Source organism: Paenibacillus abyssi, assembly GCF_014640295.1.
Lineage (GTDB): Bacteria > Bacillota > Bacilli > Paenibacillales > Paenibacillaceae > Paenibacillus_D > Paenibacillus_D abyssi.
Genome location: NZ_BMGR01000007.1, coordinates 76,448 through 94,375 on the forward strand (window position 1 = coordinate 76,448; position 17,928 = coordinate 94,375).

Genomic DNA, 17,928 nt, shown 5'->3' on the forward strand with positions numbered 1-17,928 from the left:
ACGCCGAAAACGATGTATAATTATATACTCAGAAATACGATTTTTTTAGTCCGATATTTATGGAGGCTGACAGATGCTCAACAAAAACAAAACCGTTGTGAAATCCCTGGACCTCCTTAATCTTTTCCTTACGAATGAAAAGCTAAGCCTGAATGAAATGGTGCAGCTTTCCGGAATGCCGAAAACGTCTATTCATCGCATGATTGGTTCACTCGAAGATATGGGATTTCTGCATAAGGATGAGGAGAGTAAATATTCGCTAGGTTTATTATTTCTGCAATTTGGCCAATTGGTGGCCGAAAGATTGGATATACGGCAAGCTGCCTTACCGATTATGAAAACGCTTCGTGATGATTTTGAGGAAGCGGTAAACCTCGTGGTCAAGGAGCGGAACGAGTGCATCTACATCGAGAAGCTGGAATCGACTCATCCGGTTAGGCTTTATACGAAAATTGGACGGAGAGCGCCGCTTTATGCTGGTGCATGCTCCCGCATTATTCTCAGTTTTTTGCCGGATCAGGAAAGAGAACAATATTTGAACGAGATTGAATTGGTGCCGATCGGGCTCGGTACCATTACAGATAAGCAGAAGCTCCGTCATGTCTTGGAAGAGTCAAGGTTAAGAGGTTACAGCGTCAGTCATTCCGAGCTTGAGGATCATACCGCCTCTTTAGCGGCTCCCATTTTTGATTATACCGGTCAAGTGGTCGGAGGGCTCAGTATCGCGGGTCCTGATGTCCGGTTTCAGGAAGACCGCCTGCCGGAATTGATTGAGAGTGTAAAGAGCGCAGCCAATGAAATTTCACGGAAGCTGGGCCGGAAGGAGCCAGTTCGGATGTAACGTGTGTTATAAATGAAGATTTTACATGCTCTTCTCCGGGTTTGGGGGAAGGGCTTTTTTTATTCCAAATCGACATACAAAGCTGCTGCTGCATAGACTCATTAATTTTCATGTTATATTTTATGACAAACCCATTGAAAAAAAGTGTCGAATTAGCTATAATTTCTATATTCAACATAAACGGAATGATAATTCCGAAAATCGGAACAAATTGGAGAGTAAATGAACAAAATAAAGGCGGTGAAAAAATGACTGTACCAGGATGCACGATTGCTGCCATTCGGAGCGCGGAGCGTTACCTATTAGCTTCGAACAGCGACAATCCTTGGGATACGAGGACCAAAGTTCGTCTTGCCAAAGGGAAACATTGGAAGTACATAGGGACCGAGCTTGTATGTCCGGATGACAGCCTGCCATGGTCCAATATGGTCACAAGAGGAATCAACGAGAAGGGCATCGCTTTTACGTTTGCTTATGTGGATTGCAATCCTGAATTATACCAGGGAGGCATCGGCTTCAAGGATTTTGGCGATCATATTCTGGGCAGTTTTCAAACGCTGGAAGAAATTGAACAGTATGTGCAGCAAAACCCTGTACAGGTTCATGGCAATTTTTTGTTCGCTGATGATCGCGGTAATCTGTTAGTAAGCGAAATTCATCCTGCGAGAAAGCATTTCGAATGGAATCCCGGTCATACTGTCATCCGCACCAATCATTTTCTGAATCTGCCCTTTGCTAATGATCAGGAAATCGCTGAGACGTGCTCGGTTGTCCGTTACCAATCGGGGATGTATAAGCTGAGCCAAAATGAGTCCAATGATCAGGATCACTTTGGTTGTTTGAAAACGCTTTTAAGCAATCACTATCTTAGGGAACAGGGGTCGCATTGGGGAGGCTCGACCTGTAACCATGGGGAGAAAGTAGGCACGGTAAGCTCGGAAATCCTCGATCCTGCGAATAGGGAGCTCCAGTACTGCTATGGGCCGCCATGCGGAGAAGGCGCAGAGATGCAGGGTTGGGGCCGTTATGTACCGTTCAAGCTGAACGAATGGACAGGAGAAGAAACAACAGCGCTAACAACGTTAGATGGGAACACATTACATGAGGGGGATCACCGATGTTAAACAGCTGGATTGGATATGCCTTGATGATTGCTTTTGGAATTATATTGGTTATCGTTTCTATACTTGCAACACGAAATGGCAAGAAAAATCTCGATGACTTCTTATCAGCACGGGAGAGCATGAGCTTGCCGATGACGATGAGTTCGTTGGTTGTAGTATGGGTGTGGAGCAGTTCCTTGATGGGGGCTGCCGAAGGTGCCTATAATTTTGGTGTAGCCGGTTTTTATATGTATGGAATTTCGGTTCTTATCTCAGCCTTATTGTTAGGGTGGCCAATATTCAAAAGGGTGCGCAAGATCGCTCCTTCAATCAGTACGCTGCCTGAATTTATGAAGGCCCGGATCGGGAAACAGACGCATATCGTGTTTACAATTGTAGGCATATTGCAATCGTTCTTCTGGGCTGTGCTGCAGATGACCGCTATTGGTCTGGTTATGAATGTTTTGTTTGGTATTCCGCATGCAGCATCTATTATGCTCGGTGCGATTATCGTCATTACGTATGTTACAATCGGCGGGCTCAGAGCGTCGATCGGAACCGATGTCATCCATTTCACGATGCTGCTTGTGTTGCTGGCGATTGTCATACCGGTCTGCTTATGGGTTGCCGGCGGTCCTCGTGAAATCTATCAGGGCCTGGTTAACTCGTCTGTCGATACGGCGACGCTGTTATGGACGAAGGAAAGTGTTACGGGATGGCTGCTGGTTAGTGTGCTTTCCTTCATTAACTATGCCATCATTGATCAAAGCGTATGGCAGCGGGTTTACGCGAGCAAGAAAGGATCGGAAACCAAGCTAGTGCTTGGAACGACGTTCATGTGGCTGCCGATTCCAGCAGTTGCAGGGCTCATGGGTATGGTTGGCTTGGCTCAAGGCATGAATGTGAATCCTTCCGAGATTTTCCCTGCTGTTGTGGGCGAGCTTCTCGGTACTTGGGGCGTTTATGCGATGGCGATTATTATGATCGCTACGATTTTATCGACTACGGACTCTTGTCTCAACGCATTGTCTACGTTGATAGTTAAAAATATTTATATCCCTTACATTAAAAAGAACGCTCCGATGGATCCGAATCAGGAATTGAAAGTCGCCCGTATTGTCGTCATTGTCAGCGGGCTGGCAATCGCGGTCTTCAGCTTAGGGCAATTCTCGATTCTTTATCTCAATTACGCAGTAGGCGCATTGACGCTTGCAATGACTTGGCCGTTTGTGTTATCTGTCTTTATGAAGAAGCTGAACAAAAATGCTGCCTACTGGGGTTTGGTTGCCGGTACGGTCTCCGGGCTATTCTTTGCGGTTATCCCTGGGGCGGGACTAATGGAGCCGATCGTACCTTTATGGGTAGGCTATTTGATCTCGCATGCCATCGCTGCGGGTATCCCGCTGATTGGCACTTTAGTCGCACCGGATCATGATTTTGAATTTGAAAAGGCATTTAGTCAGGGGGAAGCTTAAATGGAAATGAGTGAAACTGCATTTGTCATTGTCACCTACGTCCTGTTGACCTGGTTTATTGTCTCTAATTTTATTCTAGCCGGGTATAGTTTTAAGGAATGGTTTGTCAGCACATTTAAACAACCGAAATCTGAGCAGAAAAATCATCAATCCAAGTGAATGTAATTGAATTGTTATGCCATGCAGAAACCTAGCCGCTACACGCTAGGTTTCTGTTCACAGTGAAGAGATCGAAGAGGTGGCGCGCAAGATGATTCGAGTGGATTTAAATTGTGACCTGGGAGAAAGCTTTGGCGCCTATCAATTGGGGCTGGATGAACAATTAATCCCTATGGTGACGTCAGTAAACATTGCATGCGGATTTCATGCCGGCGATCCTGGCGTGATGCACAGGACGGTCAAGCTTGCGCTGGAGAATGGAGTCGCGATTGGCGCGCATCCCGGGCTGCCGGACTTGGTCGGGTTTGGCCGGCGCAGCATGGACATCTCCCCTCAAGATGCGTTTGACATGGTGCTCTATCAGATTGGGGCGTTGGACGGATTTGTGAAGTCGGAAGGCGGCAGCATGCAGCATGTAAAGCCGCATGGTGCGTTATATAATATGGCGGCCAAGAAGAGGGAGCTGGCGGAAGCGATAGCTAAGGCAGTATACCGGTATAATCCGCAGCTTATTTTATTCGGTCTATCCGGCAGTGAGCTGATACGGGCTGGGCAACGAATCGGCCTGCGAACCGCGGGGGAAGTCTTCTCTGACCGCACGTATCAGTCGGATGGTTCATTAACGCCGAGAAATCTTCAGGATGCGGTCATTACCGATCACGATCAAGCCATTGCTAATGTAGTGCGAATGGTCAAAGAGGGTCTCGTACAATCCCGGCAGGGAATCGATATCAAGATTGAGCCGGACACCGTCTGCATTCATGGCGATAATGCGCACGCATTAGTATTTGCCCGCCAGATCCGAGAAGCTCTTGAATCATCAAGCATTTCAGTACGCGCAATAGGACTTAGGGGATGAAAGGATGAGATATTATGAATGATCCCGCAAAAATGCATGCATCAGAGATTCGCTCCTTGATCAGGAATAATGAGTTGGTTAAACCTACATCAGGAATGGCTCACGGATATACACAAGCCAATCTGGCGATTTTGAAAAAAGAGCTCGCGTTCGAATTCCTGTTGTTCTGCCAGCGCAATCCAAAGCCTTGTCCAATCATCGATGTTACGGATCCGGGTTCTCCGATCCCGCTGCTGGCCGCTCCAGGCGCAGATATCAGAACGGATATCGGGAAGTACCGAATCTATAAACATGGAGAATTGGCCGAGGAAGTAACGGATATCATGAATTATTGGGAAGACGATATGGTCGCATTCCTGATCGGCTGCAGCTTCACATTCGAGCATCCATTAATGAATAACGGCATATCCGTGCGGCATATCGAGGAAGATTGCAATGTGCCGATGTACAAGACGAATATTCCGTGCATTAAAGCGGGGAGATTTGAAGGCCCGACTGTCGTTAGTATGCGCCCGATTCCGGAGAAGGACGTCGTTCGGGCGGTTCAGGTCACTTCCCGTTTTCCGGGTGTCCATGGCGCTCCCGTCCATATCGGAAATCCGGCAAGCATTGGCATCCAAGATATTCATAAGCCCGATTTCGGGGACAGCGTGACGATCAAAGAAGGAGAAGTTCCTGTCTTCTGGGCCTGCGGCGTGACTCCGCAAGCTGTGGCTATGCATGTGAAGCCGGAGCTTATGATTACGCATGCTCCCGGGTATATGTTTGTTTCGGACTTGCGGGATGAAAAGTTTGGCATTATCTGACATCATTAGCTAACGATAGCTGACGGCAAGCAAAAGAGAGCGATACCTGCGGGGCAGTCCGTTCGCGCAACGGATAACCAGAGGTGCAGCCGCTCGCACTGCTTACCGTCAGCTATTTTTTTTGTTCGCCATGACGGTTAGAAGCTGCTTCATGAAGAGGAAGGTTGTGTCTTGTGAAAACAGGTGCCAGCCAGTATAATGAAAGTATAATTCATAATTCGGAATTAATATTCCGAAAAACGGAATATGAGAGGATGAAGTGAACCAGATTATGAATATAGATGAGTTTCCGATGCAGATGTTTCCGCTTGGGGAGTCGGCGATTCGAATCGAATTAGGCACAAGTATTCATCCCGATATCCATCGTAGGGTGAAAAGGGTAACAGATTACCTCGATAAGCATCCGTTTCCGGGAATGATTGAATGTGTACCGGCGTTTACAAGCGTAACTGTATTTTACAATCCTTTGCAGGTAAGGAAATTACATATAGATGATCCTGAGCTTAAAGATCAGACTTGTTATGAGATTATCTCTACGATTATACAGCGACTCGCCTCCAGAATGAATGATACGTCCAGTGATCAGCCGAGGGTAGTGGAAATTCCAGTTTGCTATGGAGGAGAGTTTGGGCCGGACCTGAACGTTGTAGCAGAGCATAATGGAATCACGCCGGAGGAAGTCATCGACATTCACGCAGGCGGAGAGTATCTTGTTTACATGATCGGGTTCGCCCCCGGCTTTCCATACTTGGGGGAGATGTCGGAGAGAATTGCGACCCCCAGGAGGCCGTCTCCGCGAACGTCCATTCCTGAAGGAACAGTAGGGATTGCGGGCATGCAGACAGGCATTTACCCGATTTCAACACCAGGTGGCTGGCAGTTGATTGGCCGTACGCCTTTGCGGTTATTCCGTCCGCATGAACATCCTCCAAGCCTTCTGCAATCAGGAGATATCGTAAAATTCCGTTCAATCTCCCAGGAGGAGTATGAAAGCTACAGGGGGGCGAATTGCCGATGAGTATGAGCGTGCTGCAGCCGGGTCTGCTGACAAGCATTCAAGATTTGGGTAGATATGGCTATCAGAAGCATGGCGTAATCGTGAGCGGTGCCATGGATGCTTACTCTCTACGCACGGCCAATCTATTGGTTGGGAATGAAGAGAATGAGGCCGTTTTGGAAATGACTTTAATGGGACCCTCGCTGCTTATGAAGAAGGATACTCTTGTGGCTATCACAGGCGGCGATTTTTCACCTACCCTTGATAAGAAGCCGATGCCGATGTGGAGGCCGGTCTATGTCAAAGCAGGAAGCGTGCTTGAGTTTGGAGCTTGCCGATCAGGATGCCGGGCTTACCTGGCGGTCGCAGGAGGATATGACATTCCGGAGGTTATGGGCAGTAAAAGCACTTACCTGCGGGCGGGAATTGGAGGTTATGAGGGAAGAGCTCTGAAAGAAGGGGATGAGCTTCATTTTCGGCCGCAGGCGGGGCACGCCGTCCGTTTTATGAAGAGGCTGGAAAAAGCCGCAGGATCGGGCTCGTATGCTTCAACCTCTTGGTATGCGGGGAGGGGCTCGATTCCACAGGAAACCGATGACATCCGGATACGTGTCACGAGGGGCAGCCAGTTCGAGCGATTCGATCACACCAGCCGGCATCATTTCTTCCATCAACCGTTCCGGGTAACACCCCAATCGGACCGCATGGGTTATCGCCTAACAGGTCCGGTGCTGCAGCTGCAGGACCCGCTAGAGATGATTTCTGAAGGCGTGTGCCTCGGAACCGTTCAAGTGCCTCCCGACGGCAATCCGATTATCTTATTAGCCGACAGACAGACCGTAGGCGGGTATCCGAGCATTGCCCAGGTCACCGCGGTGGATATTCCGATCATTGCACAGATGAAACCGGGTAAAACGTTCACGTTCCAGGAAATTTCAGTAGAAGAGGCGCAGCGGCTGTATCTCGACCTGGAAAAGGATATGGAAGAGATGAAAATCGCCATTCACTTAAGGATTATGTAAGGAATTGCTTGCAGCCCGTCCTACAGGGATACAAATAAGCTTGAGGAGTCATATCATGTCGAATATAAATGAGCTCAGAGAAATGATTAAAATGGTTGAACAGTCTTCCATACAGCGATTTGAACATGAAATAACGCGCATCGTGATCGTGAAAAATGAGGGGTCTTCAGAAAAAACGGTTAAAGTGGACATCACTTCATCTAACGAAGAGTTCTCAGTTAAAGAATCTTATTCGGAAGCAGGTTCGACTCCGGATCATCAGGATGCCGAGCTGCACAAAATCACCTCGCCTACAATGGGGACCTATTATTCAGCATCGCAGCCGGGTGGCGAGCCATTAGTAACCATCGGTCAGAGCGTGACTTCTTCCACGGTGGTTTGCGTATTGGAAGCGATGAAGTTATTCACCGAAATCGCTGCAGGAGTTGAAGGGGAGATTGTAGAGGCGCTTGTTCAGGACGGGGATTTTATTGAATATGGACAACCTCTGTTTTTAGTTAAACGATAAGAGATTAGGGGGATCGTGATGTTGTGTGGTTGACTGTCAACACGTATCATGGACAACATCACGGATACGGATCAGAAGAGCGCCGGATAAGGCGCTTTTTTCCGTTTTACGGTGGATCACTATCACCATCCACTGCACCGCTTGCCTTTATTTCTCAGTCAACTTATATAATGGTTCGCTGCCTGGCAGATCGAATGGAAGGGTGAAATAAAAAGTCGAACCGGCATTCTCTTTGCTATGAACGCCGATAACGCCGCCCATCAGCTCCACCAGTTTTTTGCAAATGGCCAATCCCAGTCCCGTTCCCCCGTATTTACGGTTGATGGTAGGATGAAGCTGAGAGAAGGATTGGAAGAGCCTGTCCTGCATGTCCTCCGGAATGCCTATGCCTGTATCTTGAACCGAAAACTCGATCATGACCTTGTTTGGGTCGGGTGTAGATTGTTGTCTGGCCTTGACGGATACGCTACCTTCTTCCGTAAACTTAATTGCATTTCCAACTAAATTCACGATGATTTGACGGATGATGCCCTCATCTCCGATGACAACCGGGCTCACGCTGCCTTCCGTCTGACAGGTTAGATCGATGCCCTGCTCTGTGGCCTTAAGGGAGAAGAGATCAAGGATGCCTCCAAGCAAGGCCTGCACTTGAATGGGCTCCTGGATGATCTCCATTTTACCGGCCTCGATTTTACTGAAGTCCAAGATCTCATTCAGTATGCGGAGCAAGCTGCCGCTGCTTTCAAGAATGATCTGGATGTATCTTTGCTGTTCCTCCGTCAGCTCCGTCTCCGAAAGAAGGTCGGCCATGCCTATGATGCCGTTCATTGGGGTTCGAATCTCATGGCTCATGATGGCTAGGAACTCCGATTTGGCTTGGGCGGCCTGCTCCGCCGATTCTTTGGCCCGAATGATTTCCTTCTCTCCGGTAATATCTTTGAAAACAACAACGGCGCCCTTCAGCTCGCCTTTATCGAGCAGAGGCGTCAATTGGTAATCTGCCAGGAAGCTGGATCCGTCCTTCCGCCAGAATACGGCCTCCTTGTTCTGGTAAGGATGGCCGTCCCGGATGGCCCGGAAAATAGCGTTTTCCTCTGCCGGGTGCTGCGACGGATGGGGATAAGGAATCTGCTGCAGCATGTTAAGATAAGGCTTGCCAAGCAATTCTTCAGGTTTAAAACCAAGCATTGTTGCACCGGCCGGATTAATAAACATTGTGCTGCCTTCGGCATCCAGACCGAGGATTCCTTCCGATACGGAATTTAGAATTAACGTATGCTCGGTGCTGAGCTTTTTAATTTGTTCGATGTACTGTTGACGCTCTGTGATATCGCTTGAAATGCCGAAGACACCAACCACTTTCTGATCGACGACGATCGGAATATTGGTTGAATTGATTCGTACCGGGTGTCCGTTTTTATGAATAATGGTTAGGTCATAGCTCTGCGGATAACCTTGCTTGGCAAGCCCGAAGTTATGAAGCGTCTTAGGCAGATCCTCCGGATCGACGATGGGACCCCAATACATGCCAATGAGCTCCTCCAGCGTATAACCTGTCAGCTTCTCCAGGTTCGCGTTCGCCGTCAGATAATCACCGTCCAGATTCATGGAGTAGACTGCCGCCGGGTTATTGTCGAACAGCGACTTATATCGCTGCTGGCTTTCCTGAAGCAGCTGATCGGCTTTTCGGCGTTCGGTGAAATCGCGTGAAATAGAAATAAACTCTTCAATGACTCCGTTTTTATCGAGTATGTAACGGCTGATTGATTCTAACCAAATATACTCGCCATCCTTCCTGCGCAATCGAAAGGTGACTTTATTGCCATCCGTATGCTGTTCTTCGGCCAAAAACGTCCTGACCCTTACCAAATCGTCAGGGTGGATGAAAGATATTCCGCTATGACCGACGATTTCCTCCGGTTCGTACCCTAACATGGTCTTGCAGCTGGGAGATAAATAAATCAATGTAGCGTGTCCGTCAGCCTTATGCCGGGAAATTAAGTCAAGCGAGTATTCGGAGATCAACCGATATGTACGCTCGCTGACTCTTAACTGTTCTTCTCTCAGGCGCTGATCGGTCGTATCGACGGCCTGGACGAGCAATCGCGCGGGAGCGCCGTTATCCCTTGCCTTCAGCAGCGACATATGCAGGGAAACCCAGATGGCGTGTCCCTCCTTATGGAGATATCGCTTCTCCAAGTGATAGGAAGGGGACGTCATTTGTGGCCAAACGCCGGAGATATTCGGATCATCCGTTAATCCTGTGTCTCCAGGAGGGGTTAACGCCTTTTCGGGTATGCCCTGCAGTTCATCTTGTGTGTAACCCAGCATGCTGCATAAAAAAGGATTGGCCTTCACCCAGCGGTCTTCCTCCGGGGCATATACGCCTATTCCGAAAGGGGCGTTCTCATAAGCCTGCCTGAATAAATATTCGTCATCATCATAGTAATGCATATCGGGAAGCCTCCTCAGGCTTGCTTATCGCATAACAACTATTCTTTCTAGTATACATTACTTTACAACCAGTATGGTAATTGATAATGGTGCTGCTATTTTACGCGGACCATGAGAAAAAGCACCGTCTCCGGTGCTCCATCCGTTTAATTGTTCAATGTGATCGATTTTTCCCGCCTACGAAACGAAGCGGCGCCGTAACGTATAATACGGTAAGTCACTTCCGCTAACACGATCCCGCCGATCACATCGAGCAGAGAATGCTGTTTAATAAATACGGTGGAGGCGATGATCAGCCATAACAGCACGATCCATAGGATGCGTAAGGGGGCAGCAAGGTTTAAATCCCGCTTCACGGTAATGAATAATAAATAACTGGTCAAGCAGTGAATGCTTGGGAAGCAATTCAATGGCGCATCCGATTGGTAAATGAAATTAACAAGTGTACTTGTTATATCCGTGGTTTCAATGACCGGACGCGGAACGTAAGTGGCAAAAAACCAAAAGCAAAGATTACATACAAAAAGGGCAGTATTATAGATTGCGAGCGTTCGCCAATAGACCTTGCGATTAACAAAGAAAAAGTAGAGAAAACTTAGGTAAAGAATCGGCATCCAGCTCATATAAGGAAGGACGAACCAACGGATAAAAGGGATTTTCGTATCGATCCAACCATAGTCGAGATAAACATCAAGCCCGACATGCCGGCTGATCCATAGATAAATCATACTCTGAAAAGGGATCGATAGGATGCCTAATAGATGGCTCCAGTGCATTGGCTTTTTCATGTACAATCCTCAATTGATATTTCATGATGATAGTTTTATCGTAACCGTTCGGGGCTGACTTCGCAATAAATCTAATTTTGGCAATCGCAAAGCTGAGACGAAACCCGGCAATTATACGTAGAAAAAGAAGTAGATAAAGAGTGGAATACTCGGGCAGGAGGGTCGCTTATGAATCGATCGGTAGGCATTATAGGCGCGGGAATCGGCGGCCTGACAGCGGCGGTTTATCTGGCACAGTCTGGTTTTGAGGTGACGCTGCTGGAAAAAGCGGTATTGCCGGGAGGAAACGCAAGCAGCTATATACGCCGTAATCGAATGTTCCCGACAGGAGCCACGGTGGCTTTCGGCCTGGAGCCGGGAGGCATACTGTCTGAGCTGTTGATGGAAATGAATGTAGAGATTCCCTGCCGGCCGATGTTTCATTCGATGGATGTGGTGCTTAGTGACCGGAAGGTATCCATCTATGCGGACCGCACCCGATGGGAAGAAGAACTGTCGGCAGTTTTTCATGAACGGGCAGACAGGGTAAGCGCCTTCTGGAAAGAGCTGTCGCGCATAGCGGAAGCTGTGATGGCCGTAACCAGCTCTAGAGTGGCGCTGCCCTTGAGAGGCGTCTATCAATTGGGGAAATTGCCGCGGCTGGCGGTCAGCCGTCCAGGAATGCTGTTCCGGCTGCTGCCTTACAGCCTTCGAACGGTAGAATCGCTGCTGCGCAAACATGGACTGGCCGATTACGCGCCCTTTCGCGCATTTTTGGATGCACAGCTGGTGGATGCTGCACAAACCGATGCCAGTAATGCGGCTTTGCTGCCCTCGGCACTGGCGCTGGACATCTACCGGTATGGCATATTTGCGGTCGAAGGCGGATTCGGGACGTTAATAAGGCAGTTGGAAGAGCGGTTTATCCGCTTGGGGGGACGTGTGCTTTATGCCTCGCCGGTAACGGATCTGCGATGGGAGGGGCGCAGATGGCAAGCTCACACGGAGCGGGATTCATTCCACTTCGATTGGGTGATTAACGCAACCGGTTTGACTTGGAATGGAGCAGCGCTGCAGGAAAGCGGGAACAACGAGGGATGGGGAGCTTTTCGTATTGATGCAATTGTACGCTCCGAATTGCTGGATGACGTGTTGGCCTTGCAGCAGGAGGCCGCGCTTCCCTTTGCCTGTCAGATCATGCCCATGGAGCATGCTGCTTCTTCGCTGTTAGAAGCTGGAGGCCACGGTCCCGTCTATGTAACGTTTCATCCTTCACGTGATGCAGCCGGGCGCTCGTTACCGGATGAAGCTATGGTATCCATCTCCGTTCATACGCGTCCAGAGCGATGGACTCAGCTTAATAAAGAGGATTATAGGAACCGCAAAAGGAAAATGACAGAAGCGCTGTTCGATGAAATGGAGCGTTTATGGCCTGCCTTTCGAACGAGGCTGATTCGCTTTGATGCCGGTTCGCCGCGTACATATGCACGTTTTGTAGGCAAAAGCGCGGTAGGGGGTTACCCGCTAACCGTGCGGAACGCGATTTTGAAACCTTCGGGCAGCAGAACCTCCCATTCCCGGCTCATTCTAGCCGGGGATACCGTGTTTCCAGGCCCCGGCACGTTATCCTCGGCACTGAGCGGTTACTACGCTGCGCGTGCGATAATGCGCCATCGTTGAAGCGGGAAGCAAAAAAAAGACACCATGGGGGTGTCTTTGAGGTTATCGATAACCTTATTTGTTCTAACTCATCATTTAAAGGGAGTTATAGAAATGGCTATTTGTTGGCCTTTCCGAAGACGCTGTCCGTAATAATATCGGTTAGCTCCGATTTTTGCGCGAGATATTGATTCGGCGTGATGCTGCCATTGGCAAGGCGTGAGTCTAACTGATCCGTCAATTCAGCAATTTGCAGATCAATGATGTTTTGCACTTCGACATGATTGCCTTCAGCAATGTCGGCCAGTGATTTCCCGTTATATAAGGCGTCATAGATTTCCTCATCCGACGATACGCCAAGTGCCTGAAGCATATCATCCTTAAGGCTGATCTTTTCATTGTTATGCTGCAGGTCTGCCGCTTTTATTTTCGTGGTATTAGATTTATTCAACGGCCCGAAAACGTGTGCACTCGTCTCATCGCTCCATACCACGCCGCCGATCGTGATGGCAATGGCCATAGTACCGACAATAATGATTCGTTTTGGGTTCATTCCTTACCCTCTTCTCCAAGATAGTTTATGTAGTCGTATTCATCCAGGTCATCGATTGAATATTCCATTATACCATGAATACGAACTGCGCAAGGTTTAGTTGCAACAATAATAATGCCAATTATAGTCAATAACCATTGGCTTCCGTACTATGTCCCATAGTATAATACCCACCTTAAAAGGGGCTTAAACGATTTATAAAATCAGATAAAATAAAGGCAAGTTTTCCGCTCGGAAGATCATGGGGTTGTTTCCATTCCTCTCTCATAAGGGTATGATAAAAGTACTTATTTAATTTGATACGGCATATTGGCGGAGGACCGGCGCTCATGCGAAACAGCAGCCTTCAATTGAGTTCATATCTCAAAGGCAATAAACTAACAGTCAATTCTTTCTTTGCGCTAACGATAGAACTGACCAAGAAAGTAGGCGAGCTTCATCAAAATGGCATATATGCCATTCCCATTAGAGCCGGCAATATTGCTTATGACACAGCAACCGGACAAGCGGAGATTATTGATCTTAGCCTTCAGCATTCTCATGCCTACATGTCACCCGAGCAGACGGGGAAAATGAATCGGGGGGTTGATCATCGGAGTGATCTATACCTCCTTGGAATGCTATTCTATGAAATGCTGGCCGGGCATCCCCCTTTTCAAGCCGGCGATGTTCCTGATGAATGGATCTATATGCATTTGGCCGGCAGCCCGAAATCATTGGCGGACTGCTGTCCGGAATGCCCGTTGCCATTGAGCGGCATAGTAATGAAGCTGCTTTCCAAATCCGTGGACGAGCGCTACCAAAGCGCTCAGGGATTGTTATTCGACCTGGAAAGATGCAGGAGTGAGTGGGATGGTACGGGTGCCGTTACTCCATTCTCCCTGGGCGAATATGATCAGAAGAGTCATTTTCACTTGTCGCAGTCCTTGTATGGACGCGAGAATGAAATGAAAAAGCTGCTTGCCGCGTATGATAGAGTTCGTGCCGGCTCTAGAGAACTGATGATGGTGGTTGGAAGATCCGGATCCGGGAAAACAGAATTGATCAAGGGATTTCGCTCACTGGCGGGCAATGAAAAGGGATATTTTCTAACAGGGAAATTTGAACAGATGAAGAAGGCGATTCCTTATATCCCCATCAATCAGGTGCTGCGCGAGTTGGTTCGCCGCGTATTGACCGAGGATGGGCAGCGGATCGGACTGCTGAGAGAAAAACTCCTGGAAGAGCTTGGACAGAGTGGTGCCGTTATAACGGAAGTCTTGCCGGAAGCGGCCTATATTCTGGGTGAGCAGGCACTGCCTGAAGCTCCTCCGGCCGACGATGTGGTTCATCGCTTTCATCTGTTATTCCGGAGATTTATTCACGTATTTGTGGATGAAGAGCATCCGCTTGTGATTTTCTTTGATGATTTGCAGTGGGCGGATCAAGCCTCCGTGGAATTTCTTAATCTCCTTGCAGGAGACAAGGATAATCGCTCCATGCTGATTATTGGGGCCTATCGGGAAAACGACACACAGGGCTTCGCAAAAATGCGGGAAGGCTTGGAAAAGTTTAAGAGAGAATCGGGGTCCATTGTCGAAGAGCTTTATATTGAGCCGTTTAACATCTCTGAAATTACTGATTTTTTGTCGGATACCCTTCATGAAACAAAGGCAAGGGTACTCTCCTTGGCTGAGATCACCTTTCAAAAGACTGCGGGCAATCCGTTCTACGTCAAACAGTTTATCGAGACGATCCATCGTGCGGGGCTTCTGATTTTTAATCCGGATCAAGCGCAGTGGGAGTGGGAGCCCGGGCTGATCAGGAAGCGGGAGAGCTATACTGAGGTGGTTGAATTAATTCTGGACAGAATTAATAAGCTGCCTATCGACACAAAGAATCTGTTGCAGATGGCTGGAACAATAGGCAATCGGTTTGATATCACGATCCTGTCCATAGTCTGCGGCCAAGATATGAGACAGACAGCGCAAACTTTACTGCCGGCACTGCAGGAGGGCTTAATTCTGATTGATAAGGAAAACAGCTCGCAGTATACGTTCCTGCATGATAAAGTGCATGAGGCGATGTATGCGAGTATGTCCGATCATCAGAAAAAGCTGTATCATCTGCACATTGGCCGGACGTTGCTTGATACCTGGAGCTCCGAAGAGGCGAAGGAGCACATCTTTGATATCGTATATCATCTGAACCTGGGAAGGGAGTCCATCACCGATCGGGCAGAAATAATGGAACTGGCAAGGCTTAACTTGCAAGCCGGCATTAAAGCAAAGGCTTCTATCGCTTATGAATCTGCGTTGAATTTTTTAAACGCCGGTATTGATTTCATGGAATCACGTCATGTTGCCGACCCGTCTTTACAGTTCAGCCTGCTGCTCGAAAGGCCGGAGTGCGAATATTTTTGCGGATACGTTGAACAGGCGGAAACCACTATCGCGGAGCTATTGGAGCTGGCGGCTAATCAGCTGGACCGGGCCAGAGTCATCCGGATCAAAGTCGAAATGTATGCCTATTTGAAGAAGAAAGAAGCTTTGCCGATCGGACTGGAAGCGATGAGGGAGCTTGGTTTGCATATCCCGCCGAGGCCGACGCGGATTTCGATCCTCTGGAAGCTTCTTCGCATAAATTATAAGCTCAAAAGCCAAATGAACGGGCTTCATCGTTTGCCTGAAAGCCAGGACCCGTATCAGGAGGTTTTGTCTGATATTGCGATGGCGGTTGCTTCATCGGCCTTTATCGAGGATCCTGAAGTGGCGGCGGTCTTTTTTCCGGGTTTTGTCATGCATGGTTTAAAACATGGACAAACCGAAGCCTTTCCGTTCATGCTAGGTACATACGCTGCGATTCTGTGCCTTGGCTTTGGCAATTATCGCAGTGCCTCCAGATTGGCGGAAATCAGCTATCAGCTTTCGGAAAATTTTGATAGTCCCAGGCTGAAATGCAGGATTCATTTTATTTTCGGATTGATTTTGCAATACAGGTCTTCAATAGAAGCGGCCGATTATTTCAAAAAATCTGTCCAATACGGATTAGAGTCCGGAGACATGAATTATGTCGGCTTCTCTATGGCTTTGCATGTGAATTGCGTGGCGGGCAATTTGAACCGGCTGTTTGATTTATGCAGCGGATATTATGAGACGGCTTCCCGTTATTTGGATTCCCTGACAATGGGGCATCTGCGAATTATTATGCAATATACATCGGCTTTGCGGGGAATGACAGAGGAGCGTGCGAGCTTCAGCGATGAAACATTTCAGGAAGCGTCTTTACTGCAGGTAACCGATGTCAGCCTGGCACAGAAGAAGCAGTTGTTTTATTATTACACCTGCAAAATTGAGGTTTGTTATCTGCTGGGTTTTTACGAGAAAGCATTGGCTTTGGCAAAGGAATCGGCCATTAGGACTGAACCGACCTATACGCCTGCATTCATCCATCGGCAAAGCATTTATCAGTTTCTGGCGGCGATGGCGCTGTATCCTCATGCTGCTGACAAAGAGAAACGCCATTATCGCGGCTCCATGAAGCGGCTGCTTCGCCAGATGAAGAAATGGGCGCGTACCAGCCCGCAAAACGCACTGCATCTTTATTGCTTGATGAATGCGGAGATGGAACGGTTAAAGGGCAATGACAGCAAGGCGGCCATGCTGTACGATCAAGCGATCCAGACGGCTAAGGCAGAAGGATATTTGCAATATGAAGCACTCGCAAATGAACTGGCTTCCAGATATTATTTATCCAAAGGAAAACAGACGATTGCCAAAGCATACATGCTGGAAGGCGCCCGCAAATATAATGACTGGGGAGCAGCGGAGAAAGTAAAGGCACTATTGGAGTCTTACCCGGATTTCGTATCCGAAAAGGAGCTGGCACATCTTGTAGAGGAGAGCTTTATTCCAATGGAATCCATCGCTGAGGCCGCAGCAGCGAAGGCTTATACTATGGCTCCAGGCATACTCCCTAAGGAAAGAGAGTCCAATGAGATTCTGCTGGCAAGAACGATGTCAACGATGGAGGAGAACGCATCGGGCCTGTCAGAACAGGTTCTTCAGTCCGTGATGGTGAATGCAGGCGCCGAGAGAGGCTGCTTGCTGCAGGAGCAGGACGGGAAGCTGTTCGTAGAGGTGGGTATTGATGCGGGAAGCAGGACGAACGGCACGACGGACCAGCAGTTCTCTGAAGCGGTTATCCAATATGTGATGCGAACGCGAGAGTCGGTGATTCTCGGGGAAGCGGCGCATAGCCTTTTTGGATCGGATCCGTATATTAGAAAAGTACGGCCAAGATCCATTCTCTGCATGCCGCTGTATTATCCGGGCAACCGGCTGGGTATACTTTATTTGGAAAATAATCAGATGGCCGATGTGTTTGATGTGGGCCGGATTGAAATCTTGGATATGATGTTATCCAGAATGTTATATTTGCAGTCTCTGCAGTCGGAAGTGGATATGGGGAAGCCAAATCTCGCAGAGAAGAAATTGGGAACAGCCGCTTCATTGCTGGATCCGCTGACGAATCGGGAGACCGAAATCCTGCAGCTTATGGCACAGGGCCTGTCCAACAAGGAGATCGCGGAGCGGTTTAATCTGACGGAAGGCACAGTGAAAAATTATGCCTATAATATCTATGGAAAGCTGGGCGTAAAGCGGAGGGTGCAGGCTGTCACCAAAGCAAGAGAACTGCAATTGCTGGATGAATCCACACTATCAAAACGCATGGACTGAACATCCG

The 17,928-nt window shown here is 48.4% G+C and carries 14 protein-coding genes; 11 read left to right on the forward strand and 3 right to left on the reverse strand.

Going from position 1 to position 17,928, the window contains the following annotated elements; genetic code table 11:
- The first annotated feature begins 73 nt into the window (after positions 1-73).
- The 9 genes from IEW11_RS11725 (at position 74) to accB (ending at position 7,770) form a co-directional block, all read left to right on the forward strand.
- Positions 74-841 (forward strand): IclR family transcriptional regulator, encoded by a 768-nt coding sequence (locus IEW11_RS11725; protein WP_188531254.1) that lies wholly within the window; start codon positions 74-76, stop codon positions 839-841.
- A 248-nt stretch (positions 842-1,089) separates the two neighbouring features.
- Positions 1,090-1,965, forward strand: coding sequence for a carcinine hydrolase/isopenicillin-N N-acyltransferase family protein (locus IEW11_RS11730; protein ID WP_188531255.1), 876 nt, complete (start codon positions 1,090-1,092; stop codon positions 1,963-1,965).
- The gene (locus IEW11_RS11735; protein WP_188531256.1) at positions 1,959-3,419 is read left to right on the forward strand and encodes a sodium:solute symporter family transporter; all 1,461 of its coding nucleotides are present in this window, start codon (positions 1,959-1,961) and stop codon (positions 3,417-3,419) included. The genes IEW11_RS11730 and IEW11_RS11735 overlap by 7 nt, the downstream gene beginning before the upstream one ends.
- A complete protein-coding gene (locus IEW11_RS11740) occupies positions 3,420-3,578 on the forward strand; it encodes a hypothetical protein (RefSeq protein WP_188531257.1) in 159 nt (52 codons plus the stop codon).
- Between the two features lie 91 nt (positions 3,579-3,669).
- On the forward strand, positions 3,670-4,437 hold the full coding sequence (locus IEW11_RS11745) for a LamB/YcsF family protein (RefSeq protein WP_188531258.1): 768 nt from the start codon (positions 3,670-3,672) through the stop codon (positions 4,435-4,437).
- A gap of 14 nt (positions 4,438-4,451) precedes the next feature.
- Entirely contained in the window at positions 4,452-5,243 is a 792-nt protein-coding gene (locus IEW11_RS11750) for a putative hydro-lyase (RefSeq protein WP_188531259.1), read from the forward strand.
- A 298-nt stretch (positions 5,244-5,541) separates the two neighbouring features.
- Positions 5,542-6,261 (forward strand): 5-oxoprolinase subunit PxpB, encoded by a 720-nt coding sequence (gene pxpB / locus IEW11_RS11755; protein WP_188531421.1) that lies wholly within the window; start codon positions 5,542-5,544, stop codon positions 6,259-6,261.
- Positions 6,258-7,262, forward strand: coding sequence for a 5-oxoprolinase subunit C family protein (locus tag IEW11_RS11760; RefSeq protein WP_188531260.1), 1,005 nt, complete (start codon positions 6,258-6,260; stop codon positions 7,260-7,262). The genes pxpB and IEW11_RS11760 overlap by 4 nt, the downstream gene beginning before the upstream one ends.
- Positions 7,263-7,317: 55 nt before the next feature.
- A complete protein-coding gene (accB, locus tag IEW11_RS11765) occupies positions 7,318-7,770 on the forward strand; it encodes an acetyl-CoA carboxylase biotin carboxyl carrier protein (protein WP_188531261.1) in 453 nt (150 codons plus the stop codon).
- Between the two features lie 147 nt (positions 7,771-7,917).
- On the opposite strand, the gene IEW11_RS11770 is transcribed toward accB, so the two are convergent.
- Together IEW11_RS11770 and IEW11_RS11775 are read right to left on the reverse strand one after the other, a co-directional pair.
- Positions 7,918-10,224 (reverse strand): PAS domain-containing protein, encoded by a 2,307-nt coding sequence (locus tag IEW11_RS11770; protein WP_188531262.1) that lies wholly within the window; start codon positions 10,222-10,224, stop codon positions 7,918-7,920.
- Positions 10,225-10,370: 146 nt separating this feature from the next.
- The gene (locus tag IEW11_RS11775) at positions 10,371-11,012 is read right to left on the reverse strand and encodes a phosphatase PAP2 family protein (RefSeq protein ID WP_188531263.1); all 642 of its coding nucleotides are present in this window, start codon (positions 11,010-11,012) and stop codon (positions 10,371-10,373) included.
- A 168-nt stretch (positions 11,013-11,180) separates the two neighbouring features.
- On the opposite strand from IEW11_RS11775, the gene IEW11_RS11780 reads away from it, so the two are divergent.
- A complete protein-coding gene (locus tag IEW11_RS11780) occupies positions 11,181-12,671 on the forward strand; it encodes a phytoene desaturase family protein (RefSeq protein ID WP_188531264.1) in 1,491 nt (496 codons plus the stop codon).
- A 97-nt stretch (positions 12,672-12,768) separates the two neighbouring features.
- Here IEW11_RS11780 and IEW11_RS11785 read toward each other — a convergent pair whose 3' ends face one another.
- Positions 12,769-13,203: a hypothetical protein gene (locus IEW11_RS11785; RefSeq protein ID WP_188531265.1), complete on the reverse strand. Its 435-nt coding sequence runs from the start codon at positions 13,201-13,203 to the stop codon at positions 12,769-12,771.
- Positions 13,204-13,532: 329 nt separating this feature from the next.
- Here IEW11_RS11785 and IEW11_RS11790 point away from each other — a divergent pair, with 329 nt between their 5' ends.
- Positions 13,533-17,921 (forward strand): helix-turn-helix transcriptional regulator, encoded by a 4,389-nt coding sequence (locus tag IEW11_RS11790; protein ID WP_188531266.1) that lies wholly within the window; start codon positions 13,533-13,535, stop codon positions 17,919-17,921.
- Positions 17,922-17,928: the final 7 nt, after the last annotated feature.